Annotated in this window: 19 protein-coding genes; 12 read left to right on the top strand and 7 right to left on the bottom strand. The window is 73.2% G+C overall.

The window, feature by feature from the left end:
• Window positions 1-52: 52 nt before the first annotated feature.
• Window positions 53-850: a PadR family transcriptional regulator gene (locus OUQ99_RS22545; RefSeq protein WP_267945792.1), complete on the top strand. Its 798-nt coding sequence runs from the start codon at window positions 53-55 to the stop codon at window positions 848-850.
• A gap of 91 nt (window positions 851-941) precedes the next feature.
• On the opposite strand, the gene OUQ99_RS22540 is transcribed toward OUQ99_RS22545, so the two are convergent.
• Together OUQ99_RS22540 and OUQ99_RS22535 are read right to left on the bottom strand one after the other, a co-directional pair.
• A complete protein-coding gene (locus OUQ99_RS22540) occupies window positions 942-1,475 on the bottom strand; it encodes a DinB family protein (protein ID WP_267945791.1) in 534 nt (177 codons plus the stop codon).
• A 113-nt stretch (window positions 1,476-1,588) separates the two neighbouring features.
• Window positions 1,589-2,119, bottom strand: a complete 531-nt coding sequence (locus OUQ99_RS22535; protein WP_267945790.1) for a DinB family protein — start codon at window positions 2,117-2,119, stop codon at window positions 1,589-1,591.
• A gap of 83 nt (window positions 2,120-2,202) precedes the next feature.
• Here OUQ99_RS22535 and OUQ99_RS22530 point away from each other — a divergent pair, with 83 nt between their 5' ends.
• Entirely contained in the window at window positions 2,203-2,913 is a 711-nt protein-coding gene (locus OUQ99_RS22530) for a hypothetical protein (protein ID WP_267945789.1), read from the top strand.
• Window positions 2,914-2,931: 18 nt separating this feature from the next.
• Here OUQ99_RS22530 and OUQ99_RS22525 read toward each other — a convergent pair whose 3' ends face one another.
• From OUQ99_RS22525 to OUQ99_RS22510, 4 genes are all read right to left on the bottom strand, one after another.
• A complete protein-coding gene (locus tag OUQ99_RS22525) occupies window positions 2,932-4,791 on the bottom strand; it encodes an AMP-dependent synthetase/ligase (protein ID WP_267945788.1) in 1,860 nt (619 codons plus the stop codon).
• Window positions 4,792-4,945: 154 nt separating this feature from the next.
• A complete protein-coding gene (gene ybaK, locus OUQ99_RS22520; protein WP_267945787.1) occupies window positions 4,946-5,431 on the bottom strand; it encodes a Cys-tRNA(Pro) deacylase in 486 nt (161 codons plus the stop codon).
• A gap of 207 nt (window positions 5,432-5,638) precedes the next feature.
• A complete protein-coding gene (locus tag OUQ99_RS22515) occupies window positions 5,639-6,415 on the bottom strand; it encodes an LON peptidase substrate-binding domain-containing protein (RefSeq protein WP_267945786.1) in 777 nt (258 codons plus the stop codon).
• A gap of 239 nt (window positions 6,416-6,654) precedes the next feature.
• The gene (locus OUQ99_RS22510; RefSeq protein ID WP_267945785.1) at window positions 6,655-7,215 is read right to left on the bottom strand and encodes a ferritin; all 561 of its coding nucleotides are present in this window, start codon (window positions 7,213-7,215) and stop codon (window positions 6,655-6,657) included.
• Window positions 7,216-7,463: 248 nt separating this feature from the next.
• On the opposite strand from OUQ99_RS22510, the gene hisD reads away from it, so the two are divergent.
• The 10 genes from hisD to OUQ99_RS22460 all read left to right on the top strand — a co-directional run bounded on the left by hisD (window position 7,464) and on the right by OUQ99_RS22460 (window position 18,031).
• Complete coding sequence (gene hisD, locus OUQ99_RS22505; RefSeq protein ID WP_267945784.1) at window positions 7,464-8,765, top strand: histidinol dehydrogenase; 1,302 nt, start codon at window positions 7,464-7,466, stop codon at window positions 8,763-8,765.
• A gap of 95 nt (window positions 8,766-8,860) precedes the next feature.
• Window positions 8,861-9,958: a histidinol-phosphate transaminase gene (locus OUQ99_RS22500; protein WP_267945783.1), complete on the top strand. Its 1,098-nt coding sequence runs from the start codon at window positions 8,861-8,863 to the stop codon at window positions 9,956-9,958.
• 64 nt (window positions 9,959-10,022) lie between these two features.
• Window positions 10,023-10,616: an imidazoleglycerol-phosphate dehydratase HisB gene (gene hisB, locus OUQ99_RS22495; RefSeq protein WP_267945782.1), complete on the top strand. Its 594-nt coding sequence runs from the start codon at window positions 10,023-10,025 to the stop codon at window positions 10,614-10,616.
• On the top strand, window positions 10,617-10,778 hold the full coding sequence (locus OUQ99_RS22490) for a hypothetical protein (RefSeq protein ID WP_267945781.1): 162 nt from the start codon (window positions 10,617-10,619) through the stop codon (window positions 10,776-10,778). It abuts the gene before it with no gap.
• A 16-nt stretch (window positions 10,779-10,794) separates the two neighbouring features.
• A complete protein-coding gene (gene hisH / locus OUQ99_RS22485) occupies window positions 10,795-11,448 on the top strand; it encodes an imidazole glycerol phosphate synthase subunit HisH (RefSeq protein WP_267945780.1) in 654 nt (217 codons plus the stop codon).
• 33 nt (window positions 11,449-11,481) lie between these two features.
• Window positions 11,482-12,249, top strand: a complete 768-nt coding sequence (priA, locus tag OUQ99_RS22480) for a bifunctional 1-(5-phosphoribosyl)-5-((5-phosphoribosylamino)methylideneamino)imidazole-4-carboxamide isomerase/phosphoribosylanthranilate isomerase PriA (protein ID WP_267945779.1) — start codon at window positions 11,482-11,484, stop codon at window positions 12,247-12,249.
• Complete coding sequence (hisF, locus tag OUQ99_RS22475) at window positions 12,246-13,019, top strand: imidazole glycerol phosphate synthase subunit HisF (RefSeq protein ID WP_267945778.1); 774 nt, start codon at window positions 12,246-12,248, stop codon at window positions 13,017-13,019. The genes priA and hisF overlap by 4 nt, the downstream gene beginning before the upstream one ends.
• A gap of 178 nt (window positions 13,020-13,197) precedes the next feature.
• Window positions 13,198-13,800 (top strand): peptidoglycan-binding domain-containing protein, encoded by a 603-nt coding sequence (locus tag OUQ99_RS22470; RefSeq protein WP_267945777.1) that lies wholly within the window; start codon window positions 13,198-13,200, stop codon window positions 13,798-13,800.
• Between the two features lie 356 nt (window positions 13,801-14,156).
• Window positions 14,157-16,181 carry an ABC transporter ATP-binding protein gene (locus OUQ99_RS22465; RefSeq protein ID WP_267945776.1) on the top strand — a complete coding sequence of 675 codons (2,025 nt, stop codon included), beginning with the start codon at window positions 14,157-14,159 and terminating at the stop codon, window positions 16,179-16,181.
• The gene (locus OUQ99_RS22460) at window positions 16,178-18,031 is read left to right on the top strand and encodes an ABC transporter ATP-binding protein (protein WP_267945775.1); all 1,854 of its coding nucleotides are present in this window, start codon (window positions 16,178-16,180) and stop codon (window positions 18,029-18,031) included. Before OUQ99_RS22465 ends, OUQ99_RS22460 begins: the two co-directional genes overlap by 4 nt.
• 15 nt (window positions 18,032-18,046) lie before the next feature.
• Here OUQ99_RS22460 and OUQ99_RS22455 read toward each other — a convergent pair whose 3' ends face one another.
• Complete coding sequence (locus OUQ99_RS22455) at window positions 18,047-19,048, bottom strand: sugar isomerase (RefSeq protein WP_267945774.1); 1,002 nt, start codon at window positions 19,046-19,048, stop codon at window positions 18,047-18,049.
• Between the last annotated feature and the right edge of the window lie 135 nt (window positions 19,049-19,183).

The following is a 19,183-nucleotide window of genomic DNA, read 5'->3' as shown; positions in this document are numbered from 1 at the left end:
AGCTATCAGAACAGAGTAGACAGTCTCTCTGTATCGATAGAAGGAGAACAGCATGAGCGCCATGGCACTTCCCGGCCCCTGGTCCTGGAACGCACGCGGCGGACGCTCCGAGCGTGCGCGGCGTCCCTGGGACCGGCACCCGGCCGACGCGCACCGCGGCCCCCACCCGCACGAGTACGGACACGAGCACGGCGGCGACCGGGCGCAGTTCGGACCGCCGCCGCCCCCGCCGCCTCCCGGAGTCCCGCCGGGAGGCGGACCCTGGGGAGGGGCGGGAGTCCCCTTCGGGGGCCCGTTCGGCGGTTTCGGACACGGTCCCGGCGGCCACCGGGGCGGTCGCGGCGACGGGCGCCGGGCCCGGCGCGGCGACGTCCGCACCGGCATCCTGCTGCTCATCGCCGAGGAGCCGCGCAGCGGCTACGAGATCATCCGCGAGGGCCGCGATCGCAGCGGCGGCATGTGGCGGCCCAGCCCCGGGTCCGTCTACCCGATGCTCCAGCAGCTGGAGGACGAGGGCCTGGTCGCACAGGAGGAGGGGGAGGGGCGTCGCCGTCCCTACCGGCTCACCGAGGAGGGCATCGCCTACCTGGACGAGAACGGCGCCGGGCTCACCCCGCCCTGGGAGGCGGGTGCGGACGCCCACGCGGACAGCCGGTCCCGCTACGAGGAGATCGGCGGCCTGGCGTACCAGCTGGCGGCGGCCGCCGCCCAGGTCGCCCAGGCGGGCACCGACGACCAGCTGGACCGCGCCAAGCGGCTCCTGGCCGAGACACGGCGCAACCTCTACCTGATCCTGGCCGAGGAGGACACCGCCCCGGAGCCGGACCCCGAGGAGGACGCCGGCCTCTGAGCCGGGGACGCCGGGGGCCCGTGGACACGACCCTGGGTTTCCAGCGGTCGGCACGGGCCCTCCGCGGTCCGGCCCCGGTTCCGGTCCCGCCCTACTCGCCGGTCACCCCGTCGGCGAGTTCGCGCAGCAGGTCCAGGTGCCCGTTGTGGCGGGCGGTCTCCTCGATCATGTGCACCAGGACCCAGCGCAGGGTGGTGGGCTCCTCGTCCTTCCGGGCGGTGGCGGCCACCGCGTCCAGGTCGAGCCCCGCGGTGATCTCGCGCGAGCGCGCGCACTGCTCCTCGTACTCGTCGAGCAGCAGGGACAGGGGGAGCTCACTGCCGCGCCGCCACTCGGCGTCGGGGTCCTCGGGGGTCGCATGCCCGTTCTCGGGCAGTCCCATCAGGAGCTTCTCGAACCAGGCGTGCTCCACCCAGCGCAGGTGCGAGACCACGGCGCTGACGCTCATCAGCGGCGACGTCGGAAGCGGGGTGGCGGAGGCGTGCCCGGGGGACAGGCCCACGCACTTGGCGTGCACCGTGGCGCGGTGCCACTCCAGCCACGTCGTGAGCATGGTGCGCTCGTCGGCCGCCATGGGCGGATCGACGCGGCCGGGGGCGGTCAGGGGGACGTTCTCGTCGTTCATCCCCGTATTGTCCGGTCGGCGCCCCTCGCGCGCCAGCGCATTTCCGGAGGCGCCGTCCCCGGTGCGGGAGGCCGTGGACGGGGAGGGCTCCGGGGGCGCGCCCCGGCCCGGTCCTACTGCCCGGTCACGCCGTCGGCGAGTTCGCGCAGGACGTCCAGGTGCCCGTTGTGGCGGGCGGTCTCCTCGATCATGTGCAGGAGCACCCAGCGCAGGGTCGGCTGCGGCCGCGAACGGCGGGCCGACGCCCCCAGCTCCAGCCTCGCGGTGATCTCGCGCGAGCGCGCGCACTGGGCCGCGTAGTCGTCGAGCAGCCCCGTGAGCGGCAGCTCGGCGCCGACGCGGAACTCGGCGTCCGGGTCCTCCAGCGAGTACGGCGCCCGGTCGGCCTGGTTGAGCATCACCACCTCGAACCAGAACGCCTCCACCCACCGCAGATGGGACACGAGGCCGCCCGCGGTCATCAGCGGAGAGGTGGGGAGGGGAGCCGCCCCCGACAGCTCCGAGGCCAGACCGGCGCACTTGAGGTGGACCGTGGCGCGCTGCCTGTCCAGATAACTGGTGAGCATGGTGCGCTCGTCGGCCGCCAGGGGAGGATCGACACGCCGGGGCGCGGGTGCGGCCGGAGGGCTGTTCTCGTCGCTCATGCCGGTATTCTCCGTTCCGGCTATGCCCTGTATCCACTGGTTTTCCGGGGTGGGACCGGGACGGGGTGAGGAGAGTTGGGGAGATGACGGAGCAGAACCGCGCGGACGGGGCGGCGCCGCTACGACAGCTGGCCGTGGGGGCGTGCGTCTTCGGGGCCCTGGTTCTGCTGGGCGCGCTGCTGGGCCTGGTGTGGTGGCAGTTCGCGCCCCGCGCGGAGGGCACCGCGCTGGGCGACGGGCAGGTCTTCACCGGCACCACCGAGGACGTGTTCGCCGGTGAGGGCTACTTCGTCGTCATGACCGCGCTCGCCGGCCTGGCCACCGGGTACGCGGCCTACATGGTCCAGTTCCCGCTGGCCCGGCGACGCCTCCAGGACCTGCGCCTGGCCGTCCTGGTCGCGGGTTTCCTGGGCGCGGTCGCGGGCGCCCTGCTCACCTGGCGCGTCGGGGTGGCACTGGACGGCGGGGTCCACGCCGCCGTCGGGGCGGCGGAGTCCGGCGCGACGGTCGTGACCGGGCTCCACCTGGACGCGACCGCGTTCCTGGTGGCCTGGCCCTTCGTGTTCGTGCTCCAGTACGGCCTGCTCGACGCGGTCAGCATCGTGCGCCGCGACCTGCCCGGCGTCCCCCCGCCCCCTCCCGCGCCGCCCGAGGGGGCGGCGGAGGGAGCCGTCGGGCAGGAGGGCGGGGACCGGACGCCGCGGGACGGCGGGCTGCCCCCGGCGCCGCCCGCCCGCGGTGCGCCTGTCGCGGTCGAACACGACCCGTCCGGACCGGAGGGCACCGGGCGCTGACCCCCGGCCGCGTGCGCCTCAGAGGGGCCGGACCGAGTCCTCGTACATGGCGTCGAGGAGGTGCCGGTACTTGGCCTCGATCGTCCTCCGCCTCATCTTGAGACTGGGGGTGATCTCGCCCTCCTCCACGGTCAGGTCGTGGGGGAGGACGGTGAACCTCTTGACCGTCTCGTGCCGGGGCAGCCCCCTGTTCAGCTCGTCGACGGCCTCCTGGACCATCTGCCGCACCCGGGGCTCCGCGGTCAGTGCCGTGTAGTCGAGGTGGCCCAGTCCGTTCTCGGCCGCCCACACGCCGACGGCCTCGGGGTCCAGGGCCACCAGCGCGGTGCAGTAGGGGCGCCTGTCGCCGTGCACGACCAGGTTGCTCACGTAGGGGCACAGCGCCTTGAAGCGGCTCTCGATCCCCTGCGGCGCGACGTACTTGCCGCCGGACGTCTTGATGAGCTCCTTCTTGCGGTCGGTGATCCGCAGGTGTCCGCCCTCCAGGACGCCGATGTCGCCGGTGGCGAACCATCCGTCCGGGCCGAGCGCCTCCTCGGTGGCGCCGGACAGGTTGTGGTAGCCGCGCATCACGCACCCGCCGCGGATGAGGATCTCGCCGTCCTCGGCGAGCTTGACCTCCGTGCCGGGCATGGGCAGGCCCACGGTGCCGAACCGGACCGAACCCGGCCGGTTGAGGAACGTGCCCGCACTGGTCTCGGTGAGGCCGTAGCCCTCCAGGATGAGGATTCCGGCCCCGTAGAAGAACCGGCCGATCTCGGGGGAGAGCGGGGCGCTGCCGGAGACGAAGAACTTGAGGCGCTCCCCGAAGCGCGCCCGCAGCCTGGAGAACACGAGCCGGTCCGCCACCCGGTGCTGGACGGCCAGCAGGCCGGTGGGCGTCCGCCCCTTCTCCTTCTCGCGGGCGACCCGGTCCGCGACCCCCGCGGCCCACCGGAAGATCCGGTACTTGGCGGCGCCGCCCTCCGCGGCCTGCATGACGACCCGGTTGTACACCTTCTCGAAGATGCGCGGCGCGGCCGCCATGAAGGTGGGCTGCACGATCGCCAGGTTGTCCACGATCTTGTCCACCCGGCCGTCCACGGCGGTCCTGAAACCGATCCGCAACTGGCTGACCTGCATGAGCTTGCCGAAGACGTGGGACAGGGGCAGCCACAGGTACTGGACGTCGTCGGGGGTGAGCATCTCCCAGCCCTGCCCGCGCAGCTCCTCGTCCAGGTCCTGGACCGCCTGGGCCTCGTAAAGCCAGTTGGAGTGGTCCAGGCGCACGCCCTTGGGCCTTCCGGTGCTGCCGGAGGTGTAGATGAGGGTGGCCAGGTGGTCGGGCCGGACCGCCGCGACGAGTGCGTCGAACAGGCCGGGTCTCTCCTCCCGGAGCTCCGCGCCCAGGGCGGACAGCTCGTCCAGGGTGATGACCCAGTCGCCGTCCCCGTCGCCGTCGAAGACGACCACCTTGGACACGCCGGGGATCTGCGCCCGCTGGTCGACGAGCTTGGCGACCTGTGCGGCGTCCTCGGCGAAGACCACCATGCTGCCGGAGTCGGAGAGGATGTAGGCGCAGTCGGGCGGGGTGCTGGAGGGGTAGACGGTGGTGGAGGCGCCGCCGGCGCAGAGGATGGCCAGGTCGGCGAGGATCCACTCCATCCGGGTGCCGGAGGCGATGGCGCACCGCGCCTGGGAGGTCACTCCCAGGGAGTGCAGGCCCAGCGCGAGGTCGCGCACGCGGTCGAGGGTCTGGGACCAGGTGAGGGTCTCCCACTTCTCGGGAGCGCCGCTCGGGTCGGGGACGGGATGGCTGAACGCCACGGCGTCACCGGACTCGGCGACGCGGTGGGTGAACATACCGGGAACGGAGGAGAAGGGGGATGTGTTGCCCATTTCACAAAGCTACCCTCGGGTAGGTAGCCCGGCAACAGCCCCTCCGCGGGCCTTCCCGGACGTCGGCCCCGGCGGGGAGGGAACGTGGCAGTCCGCTGCGGTGCGTCGCCGCGCCCCGCCCCCGCGCCGGCCGCCGCCCGTGGCCGGACCGGTGTCAGCCGGCGCAGATCGGGGCGGTGACCGCCTCGGTGAGCGCGATCAGGTCGTTCGGGCGCAGCTCCATCTGCAGGCCGCGCCTCCCCGCCGAGACGTAGACGGAGGCCAGGTCCGTCACCGAGGAGTCGATCACCGTCCGCAGCCGCTTGCGCTGGCCCAGCGGGCTGATCCCGCCCCTGACGTAGCCGGTGATCCTCTCGGCCCTGTCGGGGTCGGCCATGGCGGCCTTCTTGCCGCCGACCGCGGCGGCGAGCGCCTTGAGGTCGAGCGAGGTGCTCACCGGGACGACCCCCACCGTGAACACCCCGTCCACCTCGGCGATCAGAGTCTTGAAGACGTGCTCGCGGGGCACCCCGAGCGCGTCGGCGGCGTCGGCGCCGTAGGAGCTCCCCTCCGAGCCGCCGTCCACCTCGTAGGGGTGCAGGGTGTAGGTGGTCTTGGTCCGCCCGGCGGCCACGGTCGCGGGTGTGGCTTTTCCGCTCATCGGAATTCCTGGTTCCTGTCTGCGCGCGAGCGCGCGGATGTGCGTCGACGGTCCGCGCGAAGCGTCCGGGCCGGTCCCGGGCGGGCCGCGCCGGCCGCACCTGTCCGTACAGCAGGCTAGACCCGGACCCGCGCGCCCCACGAGGGGACCTGCGGGGAGGGGCGGGCCGGGCCCCGGTGGCGGGGTGCGGATCGTCCCCGCCCCGGGTCAGTTGAAGGAGACGCCGTTGCTGAGGAAGGGGCCCGCGGGCAGGTTGGGGAGGGTGGGGGCCGCCACGATGCGGTTCTCCCGGCGCAGGAACCTGGCCGCCACCGCCAGCCGTGTCGCGGCGTCCTCCGCCTCCAGCATCCGCTGCTTCTCGGACTGGTCCAGCACGACCGACGCGGCCACGGAGTACGACAGGGCGATGGGGTCCTTGGGCAGTTCCGGCGCGGAGTCCGGCGACATCCCGATCGACGCCAACCGCTGGGAGTAGGTCCCGAACAGGTCCCGTACGTGCTCGGCGTGCTCGTCGGCGTCAGGACCCAGGGGCTCGGGCAGGAACGACACCGAGGCGGTCGAGTACACCTCGGGGGAGGAGGCGTCCACCTCGGCCAGGTCGGTGACCGCGAACCGGGCGCCCCCCTCGACCACCAGGTCGTAGCGCCCGTCGTCGTAGGTGCGCACGTTGCGCAGCAGGGCTGTGCAGCCGGTGGCGGCCACCCTGGGGAGCGAGGTCCCCGGACCGCCGATCGTCGGCACCCCGGTGTCGGCCCCGCCCGCGCCCTGGCCCGACTCGGCGGCCACCTCGTGTCCCAGCTCGATCCACACCACGCCGAACCGGCGCGGTCCCCGGTCGTGCCCGGTCACCTCGCTCTGGGCGAGGGCGGGGCCGAGCAGCTCCGAGACCAGGGCCCGGTACCGCCGCTCGAAGACGTGCAGGGGAACGGTCATACCGGGGAACAGGACGGTGTTCAACGGGAAGATCGGCAGTGCCACGGGCATGCCCCCAGTATGCCTCCCTCCCGGCGGGGCGACGGCGTCGCGCGGGTCGGCGCGTCCGGGCGCGCGTACGGCCCGGGGGAATCCCGGCTCGGCCTCGGCCGAACACCGGAACGCGTCCGGGCGCGCGTACGGCCCGGGGCCGGCTCCCGGCTCCCCCCTCGGGAACGGGCGTCCGGGCCCCGGGCCGCACGGGAGGCGGCCGCCCACCGGGCGGCCGCGTGGCCGGAGGGCCGCGCCGGTCAGGAGACCGCGGGGCCCGCGGTGCCGGGAGCGCCCTGGCTCCCGTTGTCCTCGCTGGGCATGTCGCGGGCCACGAAGGTCTCCACGTCGAACAGGTTGCCCTGGGCGCGGTCCACCACGTTGAGGAGCGTCGACATCTTGGCGACCTCCTCGGTCTGCTCCTGGATGAACCACTGGAGGAACTGCTCGCCCGTGTAGTCGTCCTCGTCGCGGGCGACCTTGGCCAGTCTCTGGAACTGGTCGGTCACCTCGCGCTCCTGGCGAAGGGCCAGGGCGACCAGGTCGCGGGGGGTGGAGAAATCGGTCTCGATCTCGTCCACGGAGGGGAGCGCGAACTGGATGTCGCTGTCGAGAAGGAACCGCACGATCATCATCGCGTGGTCCCTCTCCTCCAGGGACTGCTCGTAGAAGACCCGCGCCAGCTGGGGCAGGTCCTGGTCGTCGAACCAGGCGGCGATGGCGACGTACTGGTGCGAGGCCGTGAACTCGTGCCGTACCTGGTCGACCAGGAGGCGGTGGAACTTGGAAAGGCCGATATCGCTGCTTTTGTTCGAAGTCATGGCCCTACGATAACTCATCGATAAGAGTTTTACGAAACGCGCCAAAACGTGTCGCTCATTGTTAGGCAAGCCTTTCTGAAGTCAAATTAGGTTAGGTGTCCCAAAGTTAGGCGACACTTATTCGCGGTATTTGCGGTGGTTGTCGGCCCGGGTCGCCGCGATCGCGTACCCGCCGGTCGCGAAGGTGTGGTGTCCATCATCCGGACGCCGCAGCCCACCGAATGCGCGAGGCCCCCTAGACTGGGCCCGTGATCAGTCGAATCGACCTCCGAGGCACCCAAGGCGACCCGCGCGAAGCCCTTCCGCGCGCGGAACTGGACGTGGCGGCCGCCGCCGACCGCGTACGTCCCATCTGCGAGGACGTGCGCCATCGGGGGACCGAGGCGCTGATCGAGCTCACCGAGCGCTTCGACGGCGTCCGGCTCACCGACATCCGCGTGCCCGCCGAGGCGATCGAGGGGGCCCTGACCGGTCTCGACCCGGCCGTGCGCGCCGCGCTGGAGGAGTCGATCCGCCGCGTCCGCAAGGTCCACCGGGACCAGCGCCGCTCCGACCACACCACCCAGGTCGTCCCGGGCGGCACCGTCACCGAGAAGTGGATCCCGGTCGACCGCGTCGGCCTCTACGTGCCGGGCGGCCGGGCCGTCTACCCCTCCAGCGTCATCATGAACGTCGTCCCCGCCCAGGAGGCGGGGGTGCGCTCCCTGGCGGTCACCTCACCGCCGCAGAGCGACTTCGGCGGGCTGCCGCACCCGACCATCCTCGCCGCGTGCGCCCTGCTGGGCGTGGACGAGGTCTACGCGGTCGGCGGCGCCCAGGCCATCGCCATGTTCGCCTACGGCGCCGAGGGGTGCCGGCGCGCCGACATGGTCACCGGTCCGGGCAACATCTGGGTGGCTGCGGCCAAGCGCCTGCTCAAGGGCGTCATCGGCATCGACGCCGAGGCGGGCCCCACCGAGATCGCGATCCTGGCGGACTCCACCGCCAACGCCGACTACGTCGCGGCCGACCTCGTCAGCCAGGCCGAGCACGACGTCGTCGCGGCCTCGGTCCTGGTCACCCCGGACGAGGCGCTCGCCGACGCCGTCACCGGGCACCTGGAGCGGCGCGTCGCCGCCACCAAGCACAGCGGCCGCGTCCGCGAGGCCCTGTCCGGTCCGCAGTCCGGCATCGTCCTGGTGGACGACCTCGAACACGGGCTCGCGGTCGTGGACGCCTACGCCGCCGAGCACCTGGAGATCATGACCGTGGACGCCCCCGCGCGGGCCGCGCGCGTGCGCAACGCGGGGGCTGTCTTCGTCGGCGACTTCTCACCGGTCTCCCTCGGCGACTACGCGGCCGGGTCCAACCACGTGCTGCCCACCGGCGGCTGCGCCTGCCACTCCGGCGGCCTGAGCGTGCAGACCTTCCTGCGCGGGGTGCACATCGTGGACTACGACCGCGACGCGCTGGCCGACGTCGCCCACCACGTCATCACCCTGGCCGACGCCGAGGACCTGCCCGCGCACGGCGAGGCCGTCGCCGCGCGCACGAACCCGGTGACGGCCTGAGCCCTGCGGCCGACCGCCCGGCGGGAGGGGGCCGGGGGACCGCGCGGCCGCACAGGCCGCGGGAGCCCCGCACACCCGCCCGCCCACAACCGACCATGAGCGTGGAACCCGTGAGCTTCACACTGAACGACCTGCCACTCCGCGACGACCTGCGGGGGCGCTCGCCCTACGGGGCGCCCCAACTGGACGTGCCGGTGGTCCTCAACACCAACGAGAACCCGCACGCGCCCTCGCCCCGCCTCGCCAGGGCCCTGGCCGACGCCGTCGCCGCCACCGCGCTGGGCCTCAACCGCTACCCCGACCGGGACGCGGTCCGCCTGCGCGAGGGCCTGGCCTCCTACCTCGGCCACGGTCTGACCGGCGCCCACGTGTGGGCGGCCAACGGGTCCAACGAGGTCCTCCAGCAGATCCTCCAGGCCTTCGGAGGGCCGGGCCGGACCGCCATGGGCTTCGAGCCGTCCTACTCGATGCACCCGATCATCTCCCGGGGCACCGGGACGGGATGGGTGTCCGTGCCGCGCGACGCCGACTTCCGGATCGACACCGACACGGCCCTGGCCGCGATCGCCGAGCACCGGCCCAGCGTGGTCTTCCTCACCTCGCCCAACAACCCCACCGGCACCGCCCTGGACATCGCCGACATCGCGCGCGTCGCCGAAGCGGCCCCCGGGGTCGTGGTCGTGGACGAGGCCTACGCCGAGTTCCGCCGCACGGGCACGCCCAGCGCGCTCACCCTGCTGGCCGACCACCCCAGGCTGATCGTCTCGCGCACGATGTCCAAGGCGTTCGCCCTGGCCGGTGCCCGCGTCGGCTACCTGGCCGCGCACCCGGCCGTGGTCGACGCACTCCAGCTGGTCCGCCTGCCCTACCACCTGTCCGCCGTCACCCAGACGGTCGCGCTCACCGCGCTCGACCACTCCGACGAACTCCTCGGCGCCGTCGACGACCTGCGCGCCGAACGCGACGCCGCCGTCGCCTGGCTGCGCGAGCACGGCTTCGCCGTGGCCGACTCCGACGCGAACTTCGTCCTGTTCGGTGAGTTCGAGGACCGCACCGAGGTGTGGCAGGCGATGCTCGACCAGCAGGTCCTCATCCGCGAGGTCGGTCCGCCGGGCTGGCTGCGCGTCACCGTCGGCACCCCGGAGGAGATGGCCGCCTTCCGGGCAGCGCTCCTCCGCGCGACCGGCCGCTGACCGCGCCTCCGGGACCCGCCGGCCCCGCCCCACCGCACCCGCCAGAACCACCGGGAGAGTCACCATGAGCCGTATCGGGCGCGTCGAACGCGCAACCAAGGAAACCAAGGTCCTGGTCGAGATCGACCTGGACGGCACCGGCGTCGCCGACGTCTCCACCGGCGTCGGCTTCTTCGACCACATGCTCGACCAGCTCGCCAAGCACGGCCTGTTCGACCTGACCGTGCGCACCGAGGGCGACCTGCACATCGACTCGCACCACACCATGGAGGACACCGCCCTGGCCCTGGGCGCGGCCTTCCGGGAGGCGCTCGGCGACAAGGCCGGCATCCGCCGCTTCGCCGACGCCAAGGTGCCCCTCGACGAGGCACTGGCCGAGGTGACCGTCGACGTCTCCGGCCGCCCCTACCTGGTCCACAGCGAACCCGAGGGCATGGCGCCGATCATCGGCCGCGACTACGACACCACCATGACCCGCCACATCCTGGAGTCCTTCGTCGCCCAGGCGCGGGTCGCCCTGCACGTGCGCGTCCCCTACGGGCGCAACGCCCACCACATCGTGGAGTGCCAGTTCAAGGCACTGGCGCGCGCCCTGCGCTCCGCCACGGAGAAGGACCCGCGCGTCAGCGGCATCCCCTCCACCAAGGGCGCCCTGTAGATGGACACCGACCTGTGGGGGATCGCCCTCGTCGTGCTGGGCGGTTTCCTGGCCGGGGGCGCCTACGCGATGTGGAAGGTCAACAGGCTCATCGCCGTGGCCCTGGCCGGCTGCACCGTGCTCGCCGTCGCCTCCGGCGCTCTCCGACTGGGCTACCTGTAGAGGAAGGGCAGTTCCCATGCCGTCACGAGTGGTCGTCTTCGACTACGGCTCCGGCAACCTGAGCTCGGCGCAGCGCGCCATGGAGCGCACCGGCGCCGACGTCACCGTCACCTCCGACCCGCACGCCGCACTGGAGGCGGACGGCCTCGTCGTCCCGGGCGTCGGCGCGTTCAGCGCCTGCATGTCCAGCCTCAGAGCGGCCGGCGGCGACCGGATCATCGGTCGGCGCGTGGCCGGGGGCCGCCCCGTCCTGGGCATCTGCGTGGGGATGCAGGTCCTCTTCGACCGGGGCGTGGAGCGCGCCGACCCGAGGGCCGGGGACCAGGTGACCGAGGGCTGCGGCGAGTGGCCCGGGACCGTGGACCGCCTGCGCGCGCCGATCGTGCCGCACATGGGCTGGAACACCGTCCGGCCCCCCGCGGACACGCGGCTCTTCGCCGGGATCGGCCCGCAGGAGCGCTTCTACTTCGTGCACTCCTACGCGGTGCGCGAGTGGGAGTTCTCCACGCACAACGAGCGCATCCGCGAGCCCGGGGTCACCTGGGCCGAGCACGGCGAGCCGTTCGTGGCCGCCGTCGAGAACGGGCCGCTGTGCGCCACCCAGTTCCACCCGGAGAAGTCCGGCGACGCGGGCGCCCGCCTGCTCGCCAACTGGGTCGCCACCCTCTGACCGACGTTTTCCCACCGAGCACGAGAAGGTTTCATGACCGGCGAGCACACCCCGTCGTCCCCCGCACTCGAACTGCTTCCCGCCGTGGACGTGGCGGGCGGGCAGGCCGTCCAGCTCGTCCAGGGCAAGGCCGGTTCGGGGGGCCAGTACGGCGACCCCTTCGAGGCCGCCACGGCCTGGCAGAACGCCGGGGCCGAGTGGATCCACCTGGTGGACCTGGACGCCGCGTTCGGGCGCGGACACAACCGCGACCTGCTGCGCGACATCGTGGGACGCCTGGACGTCAAGGTGGAGATGTCCGGCGGCATCCGCGACGACGAGTCGCTGGCCGCCGCGCTGTCCACCGGGTGCCGCCGGGTCAACATCGGCACCGCGGCCCTGGAGAACCCGGAGTGGTGCGCCAGGATCATCGCCGAGCACGGCGACCGGATCGCGATCGGCCTGGACGTGCGCGGCACGACCCTGGCCGCGCGCGGCTGGACCCGGGACGGCGGCGACCTGTTCGCGACCCTGGACCGGCTGGAGTCGGAGGGCTGCGCCCGGTACGTCGTCACCGACGTCAACAAGGACGGCACCCTCAAGGGCCCCAACCTGGACCTGCTGCGCACCGTGTGCGAGCGCACCGACAAGCCGGTGGTCGCCAGCGGCGGCGTGTCCAGCCTGGACGACCTGAAGGCCATCGCCACCCTGGTCCCGCTGGGGGTGGAGGGCGCCATCATGGGCACCGCGCTGTACGAGGGCGCGTTCACCCTGGAGGACGCCCTGGCTGCGGTGCGCGACGCCGAGGACGTGGTCCGGTGAGCCTGGCCGTGCGCGTCATCCCCTGTCTGGACGTGGACGCCGGGCGGGTGGTCAAGGGCGTCAACTTCGAGAACCTGCGCGACGCGGGCGACCCGGTGGAGCTCGCCCACGGCTACGACGCGGCCGGCGCGGACGAGCTCACCTTCCTCGACGTCACCGCCTCCAGCGGCGACCGGGAGACCACCTACGACGTGGTCCGCCGCACCGCCGACCAGGTGTTCATCCCGCTGACCGTGGGCGGCGGGGTGCGCACCGCCGACGACGTCGACCTCCTGCTGCGGGCGGGCGCGGACAAGGTGGGCGTCAACACGGCCGCCATCGCCCGGCCCGAGCTCATCGAGGAGATCGCCGAGCGCTTCGGCCGCCAGGTCCTGGTGCTCTCCGCCGACGTGCGCCGGGTGCGCGAGGGCGACCGGCCGACCCCCAGCGGGTTCGAGGTCACCACCCACGGCGGCCGCCGCGGGACCGGGATCGACGCCCTGGAGTGGTGCGAGCGCGCCGCCGGGCTGGGCGCGGGGGAGATCCTGCTCAACTCGATGGACGCCGACGGCACCAGGGCCGGCTTCGACCTGGAGCTGATCCGCGGGGCGCGGGCCCGGGTGGACGTGCCCCTGATCGCCTCCGGCGGCGCGGGGGCGGTCGAGCACTTCGTCCCGGCGGTGGAGGCGGGCGCGGACGCGGTGCTGGCCGCGACGGTCTTCCACTTCGGCGAGTTCACCGTCGCCGACGTCAAGCGGAGCCTGCGCGAGGCGGGCCACGCGGTGCGCTGAGGGATTTCGGCGGGTGGAAGTGCGCAAGGTCCCCGGGACGAGTACGTCCCGGGGACCTTGCGCGTCCGTATGACGACACGTAGTCGTTTCCGTGTGGCGTTGCCTCGACACGCCGATGCTTCGTGTGAGCATGATCCCCGTAGTGCCCATTACCCACGGGGGAAGGACCTTTTTTCGCATGTTTCCGCACTTTTTTGGTGGTTTTGGTAGGCGTTTCGTCTCCCTGATCGCCGCCTCCGCGGTCGCCGCCACCGCCGTCGTCGCCACCGCTCCCGCGGCCTCCGCCGACAACCTCAACCGCACCTCCGAGCAGGTCGTCGCCCAGATCGAGGCCGAGGCGTGGCCGTACTACGTGAGGGGCGACCGGTCGGTCGACATCGCGGCCGCACGCAAGCTGCTCGCCCACCACGGCTACCGCTCGGACAGCACCACCTCGCGGTTCTTCAACCTCAGCCTCGAGAACACGGTCAAGCGCTACCAGCGGGACAACCCGAACGACCTCGTCGAGACCGGGGCGCTCGACGAGGAGACCTGGCTGCTGCTGCGCGAGCGCACCTTCGGCGAGTACGGCCCGGGCACCCGCGGACTCGTCGTCGAGGCGATCCAGGTCCTCCTCAAGGAGAAGGGGATCGCCTCCGGGCTCGCCGTCGACGGCCAGTACGGCCCCGCCACCGAGCGGGCGGTCCGCGCCGCGCAGCGCGAGTTCGGCATCGGGGTCGACGGCATCACCGGCCGCCTGACCTTCCGCGCGCTGGTCACCTACCAGGTCGCGGCCCAGTAGTACCCGGCGGTCGGAGGACGGCCGCTCCGACCGCCACGGCGCCCGGACCACCCCGGTGGACCGGGCGCCCCGTCGACCACCCCACCCGGCGTGCGCCGGCCACCGCACGCGGACCCCTCCGCCCGCCCCGGGCGCCGTCCCCCGCCCCCGGGCGCTCCCGCGACCGCCGGACCCTCCCGGCCGGAATAGCCCCGGCGCGAACCGCGCTGAAACAATCCGGTGGAACCTTGTCGGTTCCGCTGGATAGGTTGGCTCGACACACGCACCCACGTCCCCTTCGGCATGCCCGGAGGGCGTCGGCGCGTGAGGGGCCGGGCCGTGCCGGCGGGACCGGCAGGCAGACGAACGGGGGGCGTATGGCGCAGGGCACCAGCACGAGGGATCCGGGGACCGGGGAGGGCTCCGCGCCACCGGAGGAGCCCGTCGGCGGCGCCGGGACCGGCGACCGCGCCGCGGACACCGCCGGCGCCGGGATCTTCGGCCGGGGCATGCGCGTCCTGTGGGTCGCCGCGCGCACCGAACCGTGGATCTTCCTCGCCGCCGTCGCCGGAGCCATGCTGCACGCCGGCGTCACCGTCGGCTCGGCCTCCGTCCTCGGCCACCTCACCGACACCACCATCCTCCCCGCCTTCGCCCGGGGCAGCACCACCGCGGCCGCGCTCGCCACCGCCGCCGGACTGCTCCTCGCGGTCGGCCTGGGCAAGGCCGTCGGCATCGCCATGCGCCGCATGCTCGCCGCCCTCATGCAGTTCCGCATGCAGGCCCGCTACCGCCGCGCCGTCGCCCGCAAGTACCTCGAACTCCCGCTCTCCTGGCACCACCGCCACCCCACCGGCCAGCTGCTCTCCAACGCCAACGCCGACGTCGAGGCCGCCTGGCAGCCGCTCGCCCCGCTGCCCATGGCCGTCGGCAGCGTGTTCATGCTCGTCATCGCCGCGGTGGCCATGCTCGTCACCGACCCCGTGCTCGCCCTGGTCGCCTTCGTCGTCTTCCCCGTCCTGGCCGCCGCCAACGTCGTCTTCCAGCGCCGCGTCTCACCCATGGCCTCCCGGGCCCAGGCCCTGCGCGCCGAGGTCAGCGGCGTCGCCCACGAGTCCTTCGACGGCGCCCTCGTCGTCAAGACCCTCGGCAGGGAGGACACCGAGACCGAGCGCTTCACCCGGTCCGCGCACAGCCTCCGCGACGCCCTCATCCAGGTCGGCCGCATGCGCTCCATGTTCGACCCGGTCATGGAGGCGCTGCCCAACTTCGGCGTGCTCGCCGTCCTGCTCCTCGGCATGTGGCGGCTCTCCACCGGCGCCATCGACCCCGGCGACCTCGTCCAGATCGCCTTCCTCTTCACCCTCCTGGCCCTGCCGATCCGCTCCTTCGGGTGGATCCTCGGCGACCTGCCCCGCAGCGTCGTCGGCTGGGACCGCGTCCAGTCCGTCCTCGGATCCGGCGGCACCATGGAGCACGGCGACCGGACCCTGGAGGACAGCCCCCGCGGCATCGCCCTGAGCGCCCGCGGCGTCACCTTCTCCTACGCCGACTCCTACGACGCCGACGGCGGCGGCCGCGACCTGATGGACGACGGGGAAACCACCGCCCGCACCACCGTCCTCAACGGAGTGGACCTGGACATCGCCCCCGGCCGCACCGTCGCCCTCGTCGGCCCCACCGGCTCGGGCAAGTCCACGCTCACCACCCTGCTCATGCGCCTCGTCGACCCCGACACGGGCCACATCCGCCTCGACGGCGTCGACGTCCGCGACCTCGCCCGCGGCCAGGTCTCCGGGCACGCCGCCCTCGTGCCCCAGGGCACCTTCGTGTTCGAGGACACGGTCCGCGACAACATCACCCTCGGCGCCGACATCGACGACGAGCAGGTGTGGGCCGCCCTGCGCCTGGCCCGCGCCGACGGCTTCATCGGCGAACTCGACGGCGGCCTCGACGCCCCGCTCGGGGAGAAGGGCACCACCCTGTCCGGCGGCCAGCGCCAGCGCCTCGCCCTGGCGCGCGCCGTCGTCCGGCGGCCCCGGCTGCTGATCATGGACGACGCCACCTCCGCCGTCGACCCGCAGGTCGAGGCCCAGATCCTCGCCGGGCTGCGCGCACGCGACGACGCCGCCACCGTGGTCGTCGTCGCCTACCGGCGCGCCACCATCGAACTCGCCGACGAGGTCGTCTACATGGAACGGGGCCGCGTCCTGGCCCGCGGCACCCACGACGAACTCCTCACCGCCTCACCCGGCTACACCAGGCTGGTCACCGCGTACGAACGGGCCTCCGCCGAGGGCGAGGCCGAACGCGAACCCCTCCCCGAGGAACCCGGACCACTCGAACCCGCCCCGCCCGCCACCGCGCACGGCGACCACGCCACCGAGGAGACGAGCCGATGAGCGCACCCGCCCAGACCCGCGCCGACCAGCGGCCCGAACCGGACCCCGGGCGGGAGGCCGGCGACGCCGCCGACCCGCTCCTCTCCCTGCACCGCTCCACCGACACCGCCATGGGCACGGTCCGGCGAGGCCTGCGTCTCTCCCCGGAGTTCGCCCAGGGCCTCTGGCTCACCCTGGTGTTCGCCGTCGTCGCCACCGGCGGCAAGATCGTCGTCCCCGTCGCCGTCCAGCAGATCATCGACAACGGGCTCTCCGGACCGGAAGGCCCCGATCTCGCCTTCGTCACCCGCATGGTGGCCGTCTGCGCCGGACTCCTCGTGGTCACCATGGTCGCGTCCTACCTGATGAACCTGCGCCTGTACCGGGCCACCGAGTCCGGCCTGGCCACCCTGCGCCGCAAGGCGTTCCGGCACGTCCACGACCTGTCCGTGCTCACCCAGAACAGCGAGCGCAAGGGCGCCCTGGTCTCCCGGGTCACCAGCGACGTCGACCAGATCAGCACCTTCATGCAGTGGGGCGGCCTGCTCCTGCTCGTCAGCGCCGGCCAGCTCCTCGTCGCCACCGCCCTCATGGCGGTCTACTCCTGGCAGCTCACCATCGTGGTGTGGGTCTGCGTGCTGCCGCTGCTGTTCGGCGTCCGCTGGCTCCAGAAGCACCTGTCCTCGGCGTACATGAAGGTCCGCGAGAACACCGGCGACATGCTCGGCGTCATCGGCGAGACCGTCATGGGCGCGGCCGTCATCCGCGCCCACGGCACCGAGAAGCGCACCGCGGAGCGGATCGACTCCACCGTGACCAGGACCCGGCGCTCCCAGGTCCGCGCCCAGCGGCTGGCCATGGCGGTCTCACCCTTCGCCGAGATCGTCTCCGCGGTCGGCAACGCGGCCGTGGTCCTCGTCGGCGTCTGGCTCGGCCTGGGCGGCGACCTGACCGCCGGACAGCTCATCGCCTTCCTGTTCCTGCTGACCCTGTTCATCCAGCCCATGATGATGGCGACCGAGATCTTCAACGAGGCCCAGAACGCCATCGCCGGATGGCGCAGGGTCCTGGGCGTCCTGGACACCGCACCCGACATCGCCGACCCCGGGGAGGCCGGCAAGGTCCTGCCCCGCGGCCCGGTCCGGGTCACCTTCGACGACGTCACCTACTCCTACCCCGACGGCCCCGTCGTCCTGGACGACGTCGCCGTCGAGATCACCCCGGGCACCCGGGTCGCGGTCGTGGGGGAGACGGGCTCGGGCAAGACCACCTTCGTCAAACTCCTCACCAGGCTCATGGACCCCGCCAGGGGCACCGTGCGCCTCGACGGCGTCGACCTGCGCGAGGTGGCCTTCTCCTCCCTGCGCAGCCGCGTCGTCATGGTCCCGCAGGAGGGCTTCCTCTTCGACAGCTCCCTGGGCGACAACATCCGCTTCGCCCGCCCCGAGAGCACCGACGCCGAGCTGGAGGCAGCCGTCACCGAACTCGGCCTCTCCGAGTGGCTCGACTCCCTCGCGCACGGCCTGGACACACCGGTCGGACAGCGCGGAGAGTCCCTGTCGGCGGGGGAGCGGCAGCTCGTCGCCCTCGTGCGCGCCTACGTCGCCGACCCCGACCTGCTCGTCCTCGACGAGGCCACGTCGGCCGTGGACCCCCACACCGAGGTCCGCATCCAGCGGGCCCTGGACCGGCTCACCCGGGGACGCACCTCCGTGGCCATCGCACACCGCCTGTCCACCGCCGAGGCGGCCGACCGGGTACTGGTCTTCGACGACGGCCGCATCGTCCAGAGCGGGTCGCACGACGAACTCGTCGCGCGGCCCGGCGTGTACGCCGACCTGTACGCCTCCTGGGTCAGCTCCTCGGCCTGACCCCGCCACCGTCCGTCAGCGGCGGGACGCCCTCCACCAGTGGGCGGCCAGCAGCTCCGCCACCAGCGGCTCCACCAGCAGGCTCACATCCGGGTCGGAGTCGCCCGGGTAGCGGACGGTCAGCTCCGCCCCCGGCACGCGCTCGTGCCCGGGGGTGGGGCCCACGGCCACGAACGTGCCGCGCAGGTGCCCCAGGTGCTCGGCGAACCGCTCGTCGTAGGCCGACCCCGCGAACAGCAGCGCCCGGTAGTCCGTCACGGCCGCCAGGTAGCGGTCCGTGTGCGACCACTCGCCGGTCTCGCACGCGTACGCCGCCCGCACCGGACCCTTGCGCAGGGCCTGGACGCCCTGCGAGGCCGACGCCATCCGCTCGTCCGGCGCCACCAGGTGCACGCCGTGCGGCGACTCCAGGATCCGCGCCGCCTCGGGCACCCACTCCGGAGCACTCGCCAGCAGCGACTTCGCGGCGTTGGCCGCCCGGCGCAGCAGCCCCGGGAAGTTCTGGCTGCTCCCGGACACAGGGGCGCCCAGGCGGTGGCCCAGCAGCAGGAGCAGCGCCAGCGCGTGCTGGTAGGCCCGGCAGGCCAGGCCGCTCTCCTCCTCGCCCGCGTGCAGCGGCACCAGCAGGTCCGCGTAGTGCCCCACCACCAGGTCCGCGGACGGGGCCAGCACGATCACCGGTGACCGCGCGACGTACCGGTCCAGCACCGTGTACAGCTCCCTCTGGCCGCCGCCCAGGGACACCGCCACCACCAGCGTCTCCGGGCCGGCGGGCGGCTGCTCCGCGGACGAGGAGCGGTCCGCGCTCGCCGCGATGCCCGCGCGCCGCAGCCGGGCCGCCGCCACCTCGCAGGCGTAACGGGCCGAACCCAGGCCCACGAACCGCACGGCGGCGGGCTCGTCGGCCAGGAGCGCGGGCAGCGCGGCGTAGGGGTCCCACCGGGGGAAGCGGGTGGCGAGCGAGGTCAGCGCTGCGGGCTTGCCCGCCAGGTCGGCGGACAGGGTCTCGGCGGTCACGGAACTCCCAGGGTGGAGACGGCGGACGGAAGGGGCGGGGGAGCGCGGCGGGCGCCGGGGACGGCCCGCGGCACCCGAACCGGGAGGACGCACGAACTCTAACCGCCCCGGACGAACGCCCCCAAGGGGACGCCC

The sequence above is a fragment of the Streptomonospora nanhaiensis genome, from assembly GCF_026642255.1.
GTDB classification, from domain to species: domain Bacteria; phylum Actinomycetota; class Actinomycetes; order Streptosporangiales; family Streptosporangiaceae; genus Nocardiopsis; species Nocardiopsis tropica.
This window is presented reverse-complemented; position numbering and strand designations above follow the sequence as displayed.

What these genes read in the sequence shown, in the direction of transcription:
- OUQ99_RS22545 (WP_267945792.1), top strand. Translation starts at nt 53, where the DNA reads ATGAGCGCCATGGCACTTCCCGGCCCCTGGTCCTGGAACGCACGCGGC.
- OUQ99_RS22540 (WP_267945791.1), bottom strand. Translation starts at nt 1,475, where the DNA reads ATGAACGACGAGAACGTCCCCCTGACCGCCCCCGGCCGCGTCGATCCG.
- OUQ99_RS22535 (WP_267945790.1), bottom strand. Translation starts at nt 2,119, where the DNA reads ATGAGCGACGAGAACAGCCCTCCGGCCGCACCCGCGCCCCGGCGTGTC.
- OUQ99_RS22530 (WP_267945789.1), top strand. Translation starts at nt 2,203, where the DNA reads ATGACGGAGCAGAACCGCGCGGACGGGGCGGCGCCGCTACGACAGCTG.
- OUQ99_RS22525 (WP_267945788.1), bottom strand. Translation starts at nt 4,791, where the DNA reads ATGGGCAACACATCCCCCTTCTCCTCCGTTCCCGGTATGTTCACCCAC.
- ybaK (WP_267945787.1), bottom strand. Translation starts at nt 5,431, where the DNA reads ATGAGCGGAAAAGCCACACCCGCGACCGTGGCCGCCGGGCGGACCAAG.
- OUQ99_RS22515 (WP_267945786.1), bottom strand. Translation starts at nt 6,415, where the DNA reads ATGCCCGTGGCACTGCCGATCTTCCCGTTGAACACCGTCCTGTTCCCC.
- OUQ99_RS22510 (WP_267945785.1), bottom strand. Translation starts at nt 7,215, where the DNA reads ATGACTTCGAACAAAAGCAGCGATATCGGCCTTTCCAAGTTCCACCGC.
- OUQ99_RS22500 (WP_267945783.1), top strand. Translation starts at nt 8,861, where the DNA reads ATGAGCGTGGAACCCGTGAGCTTCACACTGAACGACCTGCCACTCCGC.
- hisB (WP_267945782.1), top strand. Translation starts at nt 10,023, where the DNA reads ATGAGCCGTATCGGGCGCGTCGAACGCGCAACCAAGGAAACCAAGGTC.
- OUQ99_RS22490 (WP_267945781.1), top strand. Translation starts at nt 10,617, where the DNA reads ATGGACACCGACCTGTGGGGGATCGCCCTCGTCGTGCTGGGCGGTTTC.
- hisH (WP_267945780.1), top strand. Translation starts at nt 10,795, where the DNA reads ATGCCGTCACGAGTGGTCGTCTTCGACTACGGCTCCGGCAACCTGAGC.
- priA (WP_267945779.1), top strand. Translation starts at nt 11,482, where the DNA reads ATGACCGGCGAGCACACCCCGTCGTCCCCCGCACTCGAACTGCTTCCC.
- OUQ99_RS22470 (WP_267945777.1), top strand. Translation starts at nt 13,198, where the DNA reads ATGTTTCCGCACTTTTTTGGTGGTTTTGGTAGGCGTTTCGTCTCCCTG.
- OUQ99_RS22465 (WP_267945776.1), top strand. Translation starts at nt 14,157, where the DNA reads ATGGCGCAGGGCACCAGCACGAGGGATCCGGGGACCGGGGAGGGCTCC.
- OUQ99_RS22460 (WP_267945775.1), top strand. Translation starts at nt 16,178, where the DNA reads ATGAGCGCACCCGCCCAGACCCGCGCCGACCAGCGGCCCGAACCGGAC.